Annotated in this window: 20 protein-coding genes; 3 read left to right on the plus strand and 17 right to left on the minus strand. The window is 38.9% G+C overall.

Annotation, left to right across the window (positions count from 1 at the left end; translation table 11 throughout):
* Positions 1 to 405: 405 nt before the first annotated feature.
* The 17 genes from WKI42_RS06775 to WKI42_RS06855 form a co-directional block, all read right to left on the minus strand.
* Complete coding sequence (locus WKI42_RS06775) at positions 406 to 798, minus strand: transcriptional regulator (RefSeq protein ID WP_050242857.1); 393 nt, start codon at positions 796 to 798, stop codon at positions 406 to 408.
* Positions 798 to 1217 (minus strand): DUF1492 domain-containing protein, encoded by a 420-nt coding sequence (locus tag WKI42_RS06780; protein ID WP_368081504.1) that lies wholly within the window; start codon positions 1215 to 1217, stop codon positions 798 to 800. The genes WKI42_RS06775 and WKI42_RS06780 overlap by 1 nt, the downstream gene beginning before the upstream one ends.
* A 1017-nt stretch (positions 1218 to 2234) precedes the next feature.
* On the minus strand, positions 2235 to 2738 hold the full coding sequence (locus WKI42_RS06785; protein ID WP_368081505.1) for a hypothetical protein: 504 nt from the start codon (positions 2736 to 2738) through the stop codon (positions 2235 to 2237).
* Positions 2739 to 2808: 70 nt separating this feature from the next.
* On the minus strand, positions 2809 to 3339 hold the full coding sequence (locus WKI42_RS06790; RefSeq protein WP_368081506.1) for a hypothetical protein: 531 nt from the start codon (positions 3337 to 3339) through the stop codon (positions 2809 to 2811).
* An 82-nt stretch (positions 3340 to 3421) separates the two neighbouring features.
* Positions 3422 to 3598, minus strand: coding sequence for a hypothetical protein (locus WKI42_RS06795; RefSeq protein ID WP_130899171.1), 177 nt, complete (start codon positions 3596 to 3598; stop codon positions 3422 to 3424).
* A 324-nt stretch (positions 3599 to 3922) separates the two neighbouring features.
* Entirely contained in the window at positions 3923 to 5419 is a 1497-nt protein-coding gene (locus WKI42_RS06800) for a phage/plasmid primase, P4 family (protein WP_368081507.1), read from the minus strand.
* Positions 5420 to 5582: 163 nt separating this feature from the next.
* Entirely contained in the window at positions 5583 to 6443 is an 861-nt protein-coding gene (locus WKI42_RS06805) for a primase alpha helix C-terminal domain-containing protein (protein WP_368081508.1), read from the minus strand.
* Position 6444: 1 nt separating this feature from the next.
* Complete coding sequence (locus WKI42_RS06810) at positions 6445 to 6591, minus strand: hypothetical protein (protein ID WP_000534152.1); 147 nt, start codon at positions 6589 to 6591, stop codon at positions 6445 to 6447.
* Positions 6584 to 6859: an XRE family transcriptional regulator gene (locus tag WKI42_RS06815; RefSeq protein ID WP_368081509.1), complete on the minus strand. Its 276-nt coding sequence runs from the start codon at positions 6857 to 6859 to the stop codon at positions 6584 to 6586. Before WKI42_RS06815 ends, WKI42_RS06810 begins: the two co-directional genes overlap by 8 nt.
* Positions 6852 to 7193, minus strand: a complete 342-nt coding sequence (locus WKI42_RS06820) for a DNA-binding protein (RefSeq protein WP_261041474.1) — start codon at positions 7191 to 7193, stop codon at positions 6852 to 6854. Before WKI42_RS06820 ends, WKI42_RS06815 begins: the two co-directional genes overlap by 8 nt.
* A complete protein-coding gene (locus WKI42_RS06825; protein ID WP_368081510.1) occupies positions 7174 to 7467 on the minus strand; it encodes a hypothetical protein in 294 nt (97 codons plus the stop codon). The genes WKI42_RS06820 and WKI42_RS06825 overlap by 20 nt, the downstream gene beginning before the upstream one ends.
* Positions 7464 to 7679 (minus strand): hypothetical protein, encoded by a 216-nt coding sequence (locus WKI42_RS06830; RefSeq protein ID WP_368081511.1) that lies wholly within the window; start codon positions 7677 to 7679, stop codon positions 7464 to 7466. Before WKI42_RS06830 ends, WKI42_RS06825 begins: the two co-directional genes overlap by 4 nt.
* A 1-nt stretch (position 7680) precedes the next feature.
* A complete protein-coding gene (locus tag WKI42_RS06835; protein WP_368081512.1) occupies positions 7681 to 7881 on the minus strand; it encodes a hypothetical protein in 201 nt (66 codons plus the stop codon).
* Positions 7878 to 8330, minus strand: coding sequence for a hypothetical protein (locus WKI42_RS06840; protein ID WP_368081513.1), 453 nt, complete (start codon positions 8328 to 8330; stop codon positions 7878 to 7880). The genes WKI42_RS06835 and WKI42_RS06840 overlap by 4 nt, the downstream gene beginning before the upstream one ends.
* Before the next feature lie 290 nt (positions 8331 to 8620).
* A complete protein-coding gene (locus tag WKI42_RS06845) occupies positions 8621 to 9250 on the minus strand; it encodes a Rha family transcriptional regulator (RefSeq protein WP_368081514.1) in 630 nt (209 codons plus the stop codon).
* Positions 9241 to 10017, minus strand: a complete 777-nt coding sequence (locus tag WKI42_RS06850) for a BRO family protein (protein ID WP_368081515.1) — start codon at positions 10015 to 10017, stop codon at positions 9241 to 9243. The genes WKI42_RS06845 and WKI42_RS06850 overlap by 10 nt, the downstream gene beginning before the upstream one ends.
* 19 nt (positions 10018 to 10036) lie before the next feature.
* Positions 10037 to 10231 carry a helix-turn-helix domain-containing protein gene (locus WKI42_RS06855; protein ID WP_000794674.1) on the minus strand — a complete coding sequence of 65 codons (195 nt, stop codon included), beginning with the start codon at positions 10229 to 10231 and terminating at the stop codon, positions 10037 to 10039.
* A gap of 217 nt (positions 10232 to 10448) precedes the next feature.
* Here WKI42_RS06855 and WKI42_RS06860 point away from each other — a divergent pair, with 217 nt between their 5' ends.
* From WKI42_RS06860 to WKI42_RS06870, 3 genes are all read left to right on the plus strand, one after another.
* The gene (locus WKI42_RS06860; protein WP_235285175.1) at positions 10449 to 10943 is read left to right on the plus strand and encodes a helix-turn-helix domain-containing protein; all 495 of its coding nucleotides are present in this window, start codon (positions 10449 to 10451) and stop codon (positions 10941 to 10943) included.
* A gap of 102 nt (positions 10944 to 11045) precedes the next feature.
* The gene (locus WKI42_RS06865) at positions 11046 to 11870 is read left to right on the plus strand and encodes a KilA-N domain-containing protein (RefSeq protein WP_138705661.1); all 825 of its coding nucleotides are present in this window, start codon (positions 11046 to 11048) and stop codon (positions 11868 to 11870) included.
* 161 nt (positions 11871 to 12031) lie between these two features.
* Positions 12032 to 13198 carry a tyrosine-type recombinase/integrase gene (locus tag WKI42_RS06870; RefSeq protein WP_050242870.1) on the plus strand — a complete coding sequence of 389 codons (1167 nt, stop codon included), beginning with the start codon at positions 12032 to 12034 and terminating at the stop codon, positions 13196 to 13198.
* Positions 13199 to 13252: the final 54 nt, after the last annotated feature.

A 13252-nucleotide genomic window follows, 5' to 3' on the forward strand; every position in this document is an offset into this window, starting at 1 on the left:
TTAGCAAGTTTTCCCTTTTTGTGTTAGATTATAATCCACACACTTTTAAACTTGTTTAGAGCGCCCAAAAGCTTGATATTGTTGAGTTTTTAAAAAATCTCATTTGATTAGAAATCATTAAAAGTTCCTAAAAATTCTCAAAAAGTACACAAAAAAAGCCCCACAAAAGGGCTAAGATTTGACGAGTTCAGCAGGCAAGAAACTAGCACGGTCAAACGTGCTTTTTTTATTGCTGGTTGCTGATAGGTATATTATACCATGAAGCGCGTGGTTTATAAGATTATGACCTCACAAAAGCCCCCAGATTCGTTTCTGAGGGCTTCTGGTTTATCCATGGTGTTTTAGTTGTCCAGTACGAAACCAAGCGAAATAGGGGGCGAATATGAAGCCTCAACCTATATTTGCCTACTTATATGCTTCTAGCTCTCCGTTCTGGTGGATTCTCGCAAAGTTTAAGACGGCTATCTGTTTGTATCGGTGATAACTAGTGGAGCTAGTACCTGCCATTTCTACGCATTCGCTCATTGTTTTCTTTCTCATGTAGCAATAATGGATAATGAAGTATTTTCTGGCTCTCTCGTTCTCTATGCTGTTGATGTCGTGGGCGAATATCTCCAACCCCTCACGGATTGCTTTTTCATGTTCGCCGCTCAAATTCCACTGATCAGGTAAGACAAGTTTCCAAGCCTCTTCATCTATCGTAACTTGGTTTTCACTTCCTGCCATCCTCTGGAATCGTAGAAAGTAAGTCATCCGCTTTCTGACGTTCATCATCGTTTTAAACTTATCCAGCTCCATTAGTTTACCCCTTCCACCTTGGCCAAGTGTTCTATAGCTTCCTGCTTTACTCGATATACTGAGGTGGTAGATTTTCCTATTTCTTCAGCTACCTCCGAAGCTACAAGATCATTCAAGTAAAAAAGTCTTAGAACAGAACGCTCAAGCGGATTGTCCAGCTTATCGATTAGCCCAGATATTGCCATTCTCTCTTCAGTAAGTCGCTCAATCCTCTGAAGCGTATCCTCTTTTAGTTTTAGAACACTTATAAGGTTATTCTCTGCTGTATTTCCCCTGCTTGTCTGTACCCTGCTATGGCTTAGTGTTGGCTTTTTGATAATACCACCTTCCAGGGCTTCCAATTCCAAATATAAGCCTTTGATTTCCTTACTTATCCACTTAGCGCCCTCTAGTTTTTCTTTTACCTGCTCTGGTGTCATGCCTCGGCCTCCTTTATGATATAATATTTTTATCGGAATATCACAAAGGAGTCAGCCCTGTACTGGCTTTTTTTTGCATTTTCTCGGCGTTCGCTCTAGCTTCAAATGCTTTTCCGTGAGAAAAAATGTACAATGACGGTGTGAAGCTCATAGAAGCGCGTGGGGAGGGAGATAGCCCCCGTATCTCCTTATGGTTTGATAGGCAATTAAGGGACGTTTTTATCTCCCTTATTTCCTTGTCATTCTGCAAGCAATTAAGGCAAGTTATTTCTTTGCTTATCTGATTATCATTTGGTAAGCAACAAATCCAAAATAACAGACTTTTAAATTACTCTTATCTCCTTATCATTTGGTAGGGAAATAAGGGGAGTTATTTTAGTTCTTATCTCCCTGTCATTTTGTAGGGAGAAAATCCAAATTAAGGAAGCTAAAAAGTCTCCTTATCTCCTTACAGTTTTTCAGGGAGCAAAATCAAAATAAGCAATGTTATTTCCTGTCTTATTTCCTTACCGTTTGACAAGGAGAAAAACGAAAATAAGGAGCCTTTAAATTCGTCTTAACTCCCTATCGTTTTGTAAGCAATTAAGAAGGCTTATTGTCGTCCTTATCTGCTTGTCATTCTGCAAGGAGTAAATCCGAAATAAGAGGGCTAAAAACTCCGCTTATCTGCTTGTCATTTCTCAGGGAGTTAAGGAGGGTTATTATTGCTCTTATCTGCTTGATAAATGATAGGGGAATATATCCACTTTCTCGGCGTTCGCTCGGAGTTCAACACACATAACCCTGCCATTTGTCAGGCATATTTACTGCCACTACCTAAGCAAAACCTAAGTATTTCCTGTTTCCTTTTCCTAAACGAATAATTTTTTTATCAAAGCACGCGCTCCATTTATCGCACCCTTTTTTTGGAACGCTCTGCTTACTTAAATCCTTGATATATCTAGCTTTTTTAACATTTAAACCGTCTAATATGTAGTATTTGTTTGTTTTGTAAATTGCACACTACTTCATATCGTCCTACAATCTCGAACCATTCAGCCAAAATCTATCCCCTTTTTCAGTATACTTCAAAAACTTCTTATAGTGCTTATGATACCTGTCACGCTTCATATACTTTGGTCTTTCAGGGAAACCATCAAACATATATCTACCACGTCTAGGACTCCACCCTGGTTCTACCTTTCTAGCTTCTCTAAGCGCAAGCTCCCAGTAGTATTGGCAATCCGTTTTACTACGGTTCAGGGTACTCTTGTGGATATCTAGACAAGTACCGCAACTAAAATATAAATACCGTTTATAAAGTAACCTGCACCGTCTCCCACAATTAGGGCAAAGAAAGAAATATCGATTACCTCCCTTAGTTCCTGCTATTCTGTCTAATTCAAATGACTCTCCACCAAAATCAATCATTAAATTATCCAAATCAATCTCTAAACGTTGACCGTCCAACTCAGCTATACCCTTAGATATTCCTTTCAGCTTCATTGGTTTAGTGATTGTTTCTATTGCTAACTGCTTCATTATTTCCCCCTATATGGAAAAACCCAAAACTATTGACTTGATAGCAAAAAGGGGATTGCTCCCCTGTGTTCTATTTCAAATGCTCTGTATAACCAGCAAGGCCTTTATATTCGCCCTCTATGTCCAACTTTTGGAGTAGGCTAATACTTTCATCGCCCAGCTTTTCCAACGTACCAAAAGCAGTCATAGAGTCCATAGGGATAGGCTTATCAGAAAGCAAGCGATCAGCATAGTCTAATAGTTCCAGCTCGTAGTCTGTGACCTTATTCAGCAAGCTCTCAAAGTCCTCTGACTCTTTGAGTTGAAGCACGCGCTCCCGTTTGTAACGTTCCTCAAATGCTTCATCGTCCACTGGTTGGTTGTAGTAGTCTTTAAAACTGTCACAAATACGCTTGAAGGTCTTGTTTAGTTTGCTATCCTCCACATACTCGGCGACAAGCGTTCCCTTATCCTTGTGAGTTATTGAAATAGATGGTACTTCATAAGTTCCAGTCATATATCCCAGTAGCGCGTGACCTGCTACCAGAGCAGTATCTAGGTCTTTAAATTCGTAAGTGAAAGTAAATGTTTTTGCTTTATCCGAAAATGTTTTTAATGTCATGTTGTTTTTCCTCTTTCTGTTTTAAGGGTGTCACTAGTAGTTACACCATTGCAAGGGGGTCGGTACTATCTACCCCATTTTGTTATCTGTATAATACTAGCAAACTAGCAATCGCACCCATACCATCACTATCTCCTACGGTTGCGGTTGAATGTTTTACATCAATTACCTGCACGGTCGCCATAAAATCATTTACTTCCTGTTCAAAATTCTCTAGTGATTGTTGCCATTTGTAATAAAAAAATAGTTTAATTTTCATGTTTTTTACTCCTTTTGTACTTAATTGATTTTTCTGTCCCCTTTTTTATACGCTTCTTACAAATTTTATACACTTGTTTTTGAAAGTGTATAAAAAATAAAGTCAGTAATGCCAAGGGTTTTGCTATTGTTTTATACACTTTATACACTTTATACATTAAAATAAAAACATATATAGGGATAATAGGGACCCCATTTTTAAAACATAATATAAGGAAATTTTTTTATTTCCGTGTTTTTCGTATAAAGTGTATAAAACCCTTGATATGACAACGTTTTTAAGTGTATAAAATTTTTGCCCTACTGTGTAAAGTGTATAAAATTCTTATTTTCTTTTCCTTCTCTTTTTGTACTCTGGCCAATGGTTGTAATACCCGCGTTCATTCTTTGGCTTTTTCTGCTTTTCGGGTGTTTCCCTACCATTAGCGTAAACTATACTCGCAAACGGCGGTAGGTCTTCTTTAGGATAAAAACCTTTATGTATCTGTTGCCCTGCAGGGATAACCTTCTGGCCAACTGCGAAACCTTCAGGCAGGTTGCTTTTGATTTCTCGATGTAAGCCCATTTCTGACCTGTTTTCTTTAATACCATAGTATTCTAGGAAACCTTTCCAAACGTGATAGACAAAACTATTAGGGATAAACTCACTTGTCAATTCATCAGTAAAAAACTTAGAAACAAAATCAATAACGGGGTTCATGTCCTTATGGTGTTCTTCAAGTATTTCAATAGACTTCGTAGGGTTAATGTCAGCGTTTGGTGTTTCAATAGCCAACTTAACCAGGTACTCCAGCACTTCTTTGCGGTTAATGTAATCGTCTTTGATAGCCTTGTTAGGATTACCTTTGAATATTTTGGTAAAAGGTAAAATTCTAAATCGCCTATCAATAGCTGATTTATCCCCGTTCATTCTTGGTAAACCATTAGAAGATTGTACTACCGTCATATTAAAGCGTATGCTATAAGGGCGTTTCCCTTTGTCCTCTATGGTCATTATGTCGCCTGTTGCTAAGCTAAACATATCTGAAGTGTCTTTAATTACTGCGTCCTTTTGTACATCATCTCCGATTACAAGTGACTTCCCTAATAATATAGAGGTTGAAAATTGGCTTTTTGTTAAACCAGTGATCTTCAAACTGGCCACATTTTCCATACCAACTAGGTTTATAAGTAACTGCTGAAAAGTTCCTTTTCCTGTTCCGCCTTCACCGAAAAGCCAAAAGATTTTTTGCAATGACTGCCCTGTTATGCTTGCTTTTATAATTTGGATAGCAAGGTTATAAAGTTCCTCGTCACCGTCAAACAACTCTAAAAGCCAAGCTGTCGGCTTCCAGCCGTTAATTATCGGCTCTTCTGCTACAGGATTATAACCTGTTTTTATCTTTCTTGTTGCTGTAATCTCTGGTGTAGTTTCTTCAAAAATGCCTGTCTTAGCATTGTATAGCTGTTTCCCAATTACAGTATAATTGCCTTGGATTTTCCTCATTTGGCTTTGTCTTGCTATTTTATAAAGCGTATCAAATGCCTGTTTTTCTGTTGTGTTTGGATAAATGACAGAAATAAGATCTTGCAAAAATTCATTATCCTCTAACCAGATACCAAAATCAGGATTATAGAAATATAATGGGGCTTTTTGCCCTTGTGCCTCTGGCTTAATTCTAATAAATCGGACGTACTTTTTTAACATAATAGCAACTCCCAGCGGATTAGTTGGTAAGGCCTTACTGCTCTTTTCCTCGCCTTTCTGCTGGGCTAGTTCTTCATGCTGGGCCTCGGTCAACCTGCCTGCCTTTACATTTTCAAGGTGTTTGCTGTCTGCCATAACTTCTTCATAAGCTTGCTGATAAGCCTTGTCCTTGATTTCTTGACACTCTTTGATAAGCTGTCCCCTAACACCTTTGAAAGTCTTAAAGTGCTTATCCTCGCTTTCACGCGCCTCTAAGATTTCACTTTCTAGGTTTCCTAATTCTTCTAGTTCTATGGTTCTATCCTCTCTTTCTATATTCAGCCCGTGCTATACTGCTAAAAGTGCGGTCTAGCTCCTCAATAGGCAATGGTTCAACCGTCACACTATTAGCTATCTTTGTCAGCTCGTAGGCGGTCTCTAGGTCACAATCAACCCACTTATTAAAGAGTAAACCTACAAAGCGTGTCAGTGCCACGTTACGCCCTCCCTCGTCTCCAAAGCCATTAAAAAGTGTGTTAATGATCCTCATAGTCATTGACCTCTGGCCACTTGCTCTAGGCTTGTAAAGCTCAGTAGTTCCTTGCTTCGCTCTTGGTTCAACCTTGGGGACTGGATAATCAAGTCCATGCTCCACAACCTTTTGATAACTTGCTGGGTCGCTTGTTGTTACTGGTAGCCCTTGAAGTTGTGACCATGTTAAACTGGCCATGTCAAAGGGTAGGCCAATCTTGTCAGCAATCTCTTTCACTACCTGCTTATAGGTTGCCTCGTTCATCACGTTGTCAGGCTTCACTACAAGGCGAAAACGGGGCTTTTCTAAGCTATGTTTGATAGTCGGGTATAAGATATAGGAGTAGCCAAATAAAGCGCTAGAAACAGCCTTTATAAAGCCCTCAGACGTCCCCTGTATATCGTCATAATCAAGGAAAATCAAATCCCGATAGATTAGACTGGAGTTGTTTCGCTTGTAACTGCCATGCTTTTCTGGTGTCACTTTGCCACTTATACAGTAAGGCGCTTGTGTACGTTTAAATTCTTCAATGTTTACCCCTTCAGGGACTACCAGAGGCTTAAAACGTTCAATATACTCAAACGGCTCAAGCTTATCAAATGGATAAACAAGATTACTCTGAAAGCCTCTAGCCTCGTAAATCGTCATATCAGCTCCCTTTCCGACGTTTCTTCCTCAGTTTCTTCAGTTGTTTCCGTTCTTTGAGTTGCTTCAACTTTGGGCGTCTGACCTTGGTTTTATCTTCCTTGGCTAACTTCATACCAGCATAAGCTGGCTCTGTCATGTATCTACCCATTTTCCACCCCCATAAACTTCAGCAAGTCCGAAACTCTATAATAGATTTTCCTAGTATCTTCTAGTGGGGGCTGGTATCGCCTTAGTCCTGCTTTTTCCCATTTTTGGAGTGTCATATATTTTATATCTAACTCGTCCATGACTTCCTGGGCTGAGATTAAACCTGTCAGTCGTGGTTTGACTGTATCACGCGCTTCCAGGTATCTTTCCACTACCTCCAGAATGCCATGCGATAGATCTTGCTCACTTTCTCGGCTTAGGCTAAACATATCCGCCCACCTCCTTCAAGGTTTCTTTGTAGCTTTCTAGGTCGCTGTTCATCAACACCGCTAGGCGCTTTTCTTCTTCTCGTATCTGATTGTAAAATGTTTTTGCACCGTCCAGTAACTCCTCTTTGTTAGCTGGGATAAAATATCCTCTAAATGTTCCATGACGTACCCCGATGATAGGAACGCCGTAGCGCGTGATTAGACGGCTGATAATATCTTGCACGGTTCTTTCTGCTAGCTTAGTGATTAGGCTGATTTCTGCCCCTGTTATGGAGTTCTCAGCCCCTACCTTGATTAGTCTTAATACTCGTTTGTCATTCTCTGATAGACTCATTCAGTTCCTCCTCTCCTTTGCTTTTATTCACAAAGGTTATTTGTCCGCTCGCTACCCCTTGCAAAATATCTTTTTGAGTTTCTATGATTGTATCCAAGGTTTTCAAAATAGCTGTCTTAGTCTCTAAATCCAACGCTTGTTTTGCCAACAAGCCCATAGTTACAGCTAACTTTGTTGCATTGTCCATACACGTAGCTAGAAAAATCTCTTTTGTAAAATAAGGTTGATCTGGTATTTTTTCACTATCAAGGTATATCTTCACTGTGTAACTCATTTCATTCCTCCGTAAACTCTTACCCCTGCAAGCTGGATATATCGCCCATAATCAGGGTTTAAATCCTCGCTAGGTGTTTCTATCGTCTGTTTGCTTTCTCGCTCAAATTGGGCGCTTTTTTTGCGGTCTCGGTGGTTTAAATAAAGCAGTAAGCCAATCAATACCACCATAAAGATTACCGATTGTGTATTGGTCAAATCTAATTCATTCATGTTATGCCCTCGCTTGATAATTCTTAATATATTCTACTTGATCAGTTCGCTCCATCTTCAGGAACTCGTCCACCTCTTCGGTGCTTACCTTTCTATCTACAAAATCAGCAATAAACTGGAAGAGGTTCGGATTCCTCTCCTTGATTTCAGCCATTTGTTCATCAAATTCTGCTTGTGTCATGTTGTCTAGGTCCAGTGTCATTGCATTGCCTCCTCAAACTTCTCTATAAGACAACTTTTATTTACTCTCTGAGTTCCATTTTTAGAGTTAAAAAGAATATCTTTAAAGGTTACAGTAGCCCCTAAATACTCCTTCTCAACATGCTCTATATACGCCTGTTGCTCTGCTTCGTTGTCAAAAAAGTGCTTTGCTTGGCGTTTAAAGAAGGCTTGTCGCATAGCGTCCATTTCAAAAATACCAGGGTGGAAAAACATTCCCGTAGTGCTTTTAGAAACTGCCTCGATTTTATGGCTGTCATTCAATTCAGGAAGTTCAATCCAAAGCAAGCGGTGTAAATTTTCTTTGACAGCTTTTAATTGTGCTGATAAGAGTCCTATTCTGAAAAAATCATTGTTTTCGTCTGCTTGGTGTAATTCCATACTAATTCTATCCAAGCTTTTAGCGATAATATCGTATGTTGTTTCTGTCATGTTTTTTACCTATGTTTCTATGTTGTGTAATTGCCCTAAGGGCTTTTTAATGCCTTTTACTATACTGGATATCCTCACGCTCAGACTCGCCAAATTGAAAGCGTGAGAAAGTACCAGTTTTAAGAGTTGGCGCTCTCCGTATGGTCAAAATGTCCTAAATATGCTATAATCTAGGTATAAATCTTTACTAAAACCTCTTTAATAATAGCTTGCCTGCTTTGTTAAATTCGTTTTAGTGTTAGTGTGAAAGGCTCTGCGGTGTGGTTATTGCTAAGCCTTTTTTGTTGCTCTCACGCGCTTCTTTGGCGTGTTTTTTTATTTCTGAATGCCATAGCCTTGATTTCTTGGTAACTCATATTCAAGCCAATCATGGCTATTACCATGTCCTCAAATGCCTGATATTGCTCCAGCTCGTCACTGGTCAAGCTATCGATGCCATTATAGCCCCCACGTTCTTCCCTTAACTGCTTCGCGTTCCTGTCGGTTACTGCTTTCAGTAGCAGGTTGTTCATGGTGCTATGCGGGTGCTTGGGTGCTTGTTCCCAGTTCTCAATACTGTCATGCAAGGTTTTTCTTTTTGACTTTTCTAGCGCCCTCTGCATACGAAACTTAGAAAGTTCCTCACGCATTTCAAAGAATGCTTTGACTAGGTTCATCTTAAAACGCCTTACTGGTTCGGTGTTCTTTAAGTAAGTGATCAGCAAAGTAGCTTGTTGTTCATTTAAGCGATAGATTTTCATTGGTCGCCCTCGCCCATCTAATTTACGGATTTCAAATCCGATTATTCCGTAGCTTTCAAAATCCTCTTGATGATTTCTTATTAAGCTTTGTACTGTATCGTGTTTAACCTCAGCGCATTCAGCAATGATCTCGCTTGTAGTATACGGCTCTTTCTTGCCGTCCATGTAAACTAGTTCCATTGTGGTTCTACCTCCTGCATGAATCGGGTTAGCTTGCTTGTCAGACGGCTCTTGTCGTCCATATTCTGAGCCTCTGCAATGGCTTTGGCTAGTGTATCGATATAATACCGCTCTGCCTCTGCCAATGTGTCAGGGGCTTTTATAGTGGTCTGTGGTTCTTCCACCAGTTCCCCAGCCATGTAGTAGCCTTGTTGCCTAACATCTTTTAATACTTGCTTAACCCATTTCTTAAACTCTTTAGCTTTTGGTTTGGTTGACCGCATAAGCACCTCATAGAGTCCATGCTCAGTTAAAAACCATACTTGTTGACCACTACGAAAAATTTTCGTATGTCCTTCTAAAGCTGTCCCCTTAACCTTTTCGTCATCATCTACTTTTCTTAGCATTGATTGCACGTCATAATATCCTTGTCCAGTTTTTGCGTAGTCAATCATTTCAGCAATATCTCTAGCTCTAAATAGCGGTTCTTGTTCACTGCCGTAGATGTCCAACGCTTGACCGTGAAAAATAGTAGTAGTGACAACCTGCAATAGTTGCCCTTGGTCTGTTGTCTCTTCAAAAATACTTACTTGTGTTGTCATGTCTTGCTTAACCTCTCTGTATAACTGATTTAGTCTTTTTCTACTCTCCTTGTTGGGCTTGTGTTTGCCCTGTGCCCACTTGCCAACTGTTCGGGGGTCTATGCCTATCCGTTGGCCAATAGCTACCAAGTTCAGCCCGTGAGTGGTTCGCATTTCATCGATGACCCTTGTATAGTTCCTCTTCATTGCTTGCCTGCCTTTCTATTTATCCAACCTTTAACAAGTCGTCAATCGTAACTTCTAAAAAGTCAGCTACTTTCTGCAATGTCTCAAAAGTCGGATTTTTTGAACGCTCATAATACAATGCCGTCAAAGTGCTTTTTGATAGCCCTGTTTCTCTTGCAACATCTGCCACCTTCAAGCGTTTCTTTGCTAAAATAACACGCATATTATTTTTCAAATGTCTTACCTCTTTCTATTATTTTTAAAATCAACCTCCAGCAGAATAGATTGAAAAGTGTTGTGCTGGAGGTTCTATTCAGACACTTTTTGTCTGATTGGTTTTTATTATACAGACACTTTTTGTCTTTGTCAAGGATATTTTTTATTTTATTGGACTTTTTTTGTCTGGTTCGATAAAAAGAATGATATAATACATTTGAAAGGTGTTGATATAAATGAATAGATTAAAAGAGTTACGTAAAGAAAAAAAGCTATCTCAAAAGGAAATAGCAAAAGAAATGAGCATATCAGAAAAGACTCTATCACGCTGGGAAAACGGAGAAAGCCAAATAAAACCAGAGAAAGCCCAGCAACTAGCTGACTACTTCGGAGTAAGTGTTGGATATCTGTTGGGGTATGAAGACCTACTAGATCAAATTGAAGAAGTCGATTCTGAACTTTCAAAAGGAATGACCATTGCTAAAAACTTGTCCGTTACAGCTTCTTCTAGCTATGAAGAACTTTTTAGAAATATTTTGATATTACTAAAAGGGCTAAAAGAAGTTGCTGAAGTCACTCAAGTTGACTCTAACACCCTTATAGAAGTTGTAGAAAGCTTAGAAGAGCATATGAAAGATTTAGATGACTCCATAAGAAAAATGGTTTCCGCTCAAATCAAATACATAGAGTTACAAAATTTAAAGAAAAAATTAAATAAGTACAAGGGGTGACTCTTCTACTTACCACAAACAAGCCCATATAAGCCCCATATCTACTAATTTTGTTGATGTCAACAAATGTCAACCACTTACAATATTTTAGAAAGGACTACCATGGTTAAAATCAACGCAAACGGTAAAGAAATCACTTTACTAGCCAATAATACTGATTATGTTAGCTTGACAGATATAGCTAAATATAAAAATAGCGAAGATCCTAGAATAGTTATTTCAAACTGGCTTAGTAGTTATGCTACTATAGACTTTTTAGCAACTTGGGAAAGCATTAATAACCCAAATTTTAACCGTATGGAATTCCATACGGTTAGAAATGAACCTGGTAGGCTTGTAATGACTTCTAAACAATGGATAGAAAGAATGAACGCCATCGGTATCACTTCAAAAGCTGGACGCTACGGTGGAACATATGCCCACTCAGACATAGCCTTTGAGTTTGCTTCTTGGATTTCCCCAGAGTTCAAACTCTACATCATTCAGGACTATCAACGACTTAAACAAGAAGAGGCCTATAGAAATCAGTTAGATTGGCAAGTGAACCGCTATATTTCAAAACTCAATTACACAATACAAACTGATGCAATTAAAGAAAATATTGTCCCAACACTTCAGCCGTCTCAAATATCATACGCTTACTCCTCTGAAGCTGATTTGGTTAATGTTGCCTTATTCGGTATGACTGCCAAAGAATACAAGAAAGCTTTCCCAGAAAAAGACGGTAATCAGCGAGATAATGCCACTATTGAACAGTTATTAGTTCTTAATAATTTACAAAGTCTTAACGCTGAAATGATAAAACAAGGGCTATCACAAAGCAACCGCCTAACTGAACTCAATAGAATCGCCAAAGAACAGTTAGAGGTACTTTACAAAAACAATCAAAAAGCTCTGGACAATCTAAAGCGCCTAGCCGATAAATAGCCCCATATCCGCCTTGTTTCAAACTCTGGTATTATTTACCGTCTGACTCTTTAAAATCGAATGTGGGGCAATCTATGAAGCCCTAGCATGATTTAAACCACAATCTAAAACCTTTTTAATAATAGCTTGCCTGCTGATGTATTTTAGAAAGGTTTATCATCATGAAAATAACAGAATACAAAAAGAAAGACGGGTCAATAGTCTACCGCTCCAGTATCTATCTGGGTACAGATACAGTAACAGGTAAGAAAGTCAAGACAACTATATCAGGCCGAAACAAGAAGGAACTCAAAACCAAAGCGTTACAGGCTCAAATAGAGTTTGAAAAAGACGGGTCAACAGTATTTAAAGCGGTTCAAATCAATACCTATGCCGAACTGGTGGAGAATTGGCTAGAAACATACTGCCATACGGTTAAAAAATCTACCTTAATGGGTACCAAATTCAAAATAGATAAATATCTACTTCCAGCTTTCGGAAACTATAGGCTGGATAAACTGACGCCCCCAATCATTCAAAGTCAAGTTAACCAGTGGGCAAAAGACTACAATCAATTAGGTGAGGGATTCCAAGAATATCCGCTCCTTCACTCTCTAAACAAACGCATACTTAAATATGCCGTATCTTTGCAAGCTATCCCCTTCAACCCTGCCCGTGATGTCATTATTCCACGGCGTAAACTCAAAGAAGGGCAAAAACTGAAATATCTGGATGATGAGAATTTGAAAAAGTTCTTAGCTTATATGGATCAGTTGCCAAACACTTACAAAAATTTCTTTGATACGGTGCTATATAAGACGCTTTTAGCTACTGGTTTGCGTATTCGTGAGTGTTTAGCCTTAGAGTGGTCTGATATTGACCTAAAAAATGGTACACTAGACGTCAATAAAACGTTAAATATTATCAAAGAAATCACTAGCCCTAAGACTAAATCAAGTATTAGGGTAATTGACTTGGATAATAAGACGGTGCTCATGCTACGGCTCTATAAAGCAAGACAATCCCAAATAGGAAAAGAAATGGGGTTGACCTATGAGAAAGTATTCTCTAATAGCTTTGATAAGCATATAGACGCTAGAATGCTTAGTTTTAGGTTAGTAAAACATTTGGAACGTGCTGGATGCCCTCGTTTTACGTTCCACGCCTTCCGCCACACTCACGCTAGTATCTTGCTCAATGCTGGACTACCTTACAAAGAGATACAAACACGGCTCGGCCATGCAAAACTTTCTATGACCATGGATATTTATAGCCACCTATCCAAAGACAATCAGAAAAATGCTACTTCATTTTATGAAAAAGCTATTGAAAAATTAAAAAGTTCCTAAAAAAGTCCATAAAATTATTATTTCAGTTATGGGAAATAGCTATATCAAGGAATT

This window comes from Streptococcus pseudopneumoniae (genome assembly GCF_038148935.1).
GTDB classification, from domain to species: Bacteria; Bacillota; Bacilli; order Lactobacillales; family Streptococcaceae; genus Streptococcus; species Streptococcus pseudopneumoniae_U.

What these genes read in the sequence shown, in the direction of transcription:
- WKI42_RS06775 (WP_050242857.1), bottom strand. Translation starts at nt 798, where the DNA reads ATGGAGCTGGATAAGTTTAAAACGATGATGAACGTCAGAAAGCGGATG.
- WKI42_RS06780 (WP_368081504.1), bottom strand. Translation starts at nt 1,217, where the DNA reads ATGACACCAGAGCAGGTAAAAGAAAAACTAGAGGGCGCTAAGTGGATA.
- WKI42_RS06785 (WP_368081505.1), bottom strand. Translation starts at nt 2,738, where the DNA reads ATGAAGCAGTTAGCAATAGAAACAATCACTAAACCAATGAAGCTGAAA.
- WKI42_RS06790 (WP_368081506.1), bottom strand. Translation starts at nt 3,339, where the DNA reads ATGACATTAAAAACATTTTCGGATAAAGCAAAAACATTTACTTTCACT.
- WKI42_RS06795 (WP_130899171.1), bottom strand. Translation starts at nt 3,598, where the DNA reads ATGAAAATTAAACTATTTTTTTATTACAAATGGCAACAATCACTAGAG.
- WKI42_RS06800 (WP_368081507.1), bottom strand. Translation starts at nt 5,419, where the DNA reads ATGGCAGACAGCAAACACCTTGAAAATGTAAAGGCAGGCAGGTTGACC.
- WKI42_RS06805 (WP_368081508.1), bottom strand. Translation starts at nt 6,443, where the DNA reads ATGACGATTTACGAGGCTAGAGGCTTTCAGAGTAATCTTGTTTATCCA.
- WKI42_RS06810 (WP_000534152.1), bottom strand. Translation starts at nt 6,591, where the DNA reads ATGGGTAGATACATGACAGAGCCAGCTTATGCTGGTATGAAGTTAGCC.
- WKI42_RS06815 (WP_368081509.1), bottom strand. Translation starts at nt 6,859, where the DNA reads ATGTTTAGCCTAAGCCGAGAAAGTGAGCAAGATCTATCGCATGGCATT.
- WKI42_RS06820 (WP_261041474.1), bottom strand. Translation starts at nt 7,193, where the DNA reads ATGAGTCTATCAGAGAATGACAAACGAGTATTAAGACTAATCAAGGTA.
- WKI42_RS06825 (WP_368081510.1), bottom strand. Translation starts at nt 7,467, where the DNA reads ATGAGTTACACAGTGAAGATATACCTTGATAGTGAAAAAATACCAGAT.
- WKI42_RS06830 (WP_368081511.1), bottom strand. Translation starts at nt 7,679, where the DNA reads ATGAATGAATTAGATTTGACCAATACACAATCGGTAATCTTTATGGTG.
- WKI42_RS06835 (WP_368081512.1), bottom strand. Translation starts at nt 7,881, where the DNA reads ATGACACTGGACCTAGACAACATGACACAAGCAGAATTTGATGAACAA.
- WKI42_RS06840 (WP_368081513.1), bottom strand. Translation starts at nt 8,330, where the DNA reads ATGACAGAAACAACATACGATATTATCGCTAAAAGCTTGGATAGAATT.
- WKI42_RS06845 (WP_368081514.1), bottom strand. Translation starts at nt 9,250, where the DNA reads ATGGAACTAGTTTACATGGACGGCAAGAAAGAGCCGTATACTACAAGC.
- WKI42_RS06850 (WP_368081515.1), bottom strand. Translation starts at nt 10,017, where the DNA reads ATGAAGAGGAACTATACAAGGGTCATCGATGAAATGCGAACCACTCAC.
- WKI42_RS06860 (WP_235285175.1), top strand. Translation starts at nt 10,449, where the DNA reads ATGAATAGATTAAAAGAGTTACGTAAAGAAAAAAAGCTATCTCAAAAG.
- WKI42_RS06865 (WP_138705661.1), top strand. Translation starts at nt 11,046, where the DNA reads ATGGTTAAAATCAACGCAAACGGTAAAGAAATCACTTTACTAGCCAAT.
- WKI42_RS06870 (WP_050242870.1), top strand. Translation starts at nt 12,032, where the DNA reads ATGAAAATAACAGAATACAAAAAGAAAGACGGGTCAATAGTCTACCGC.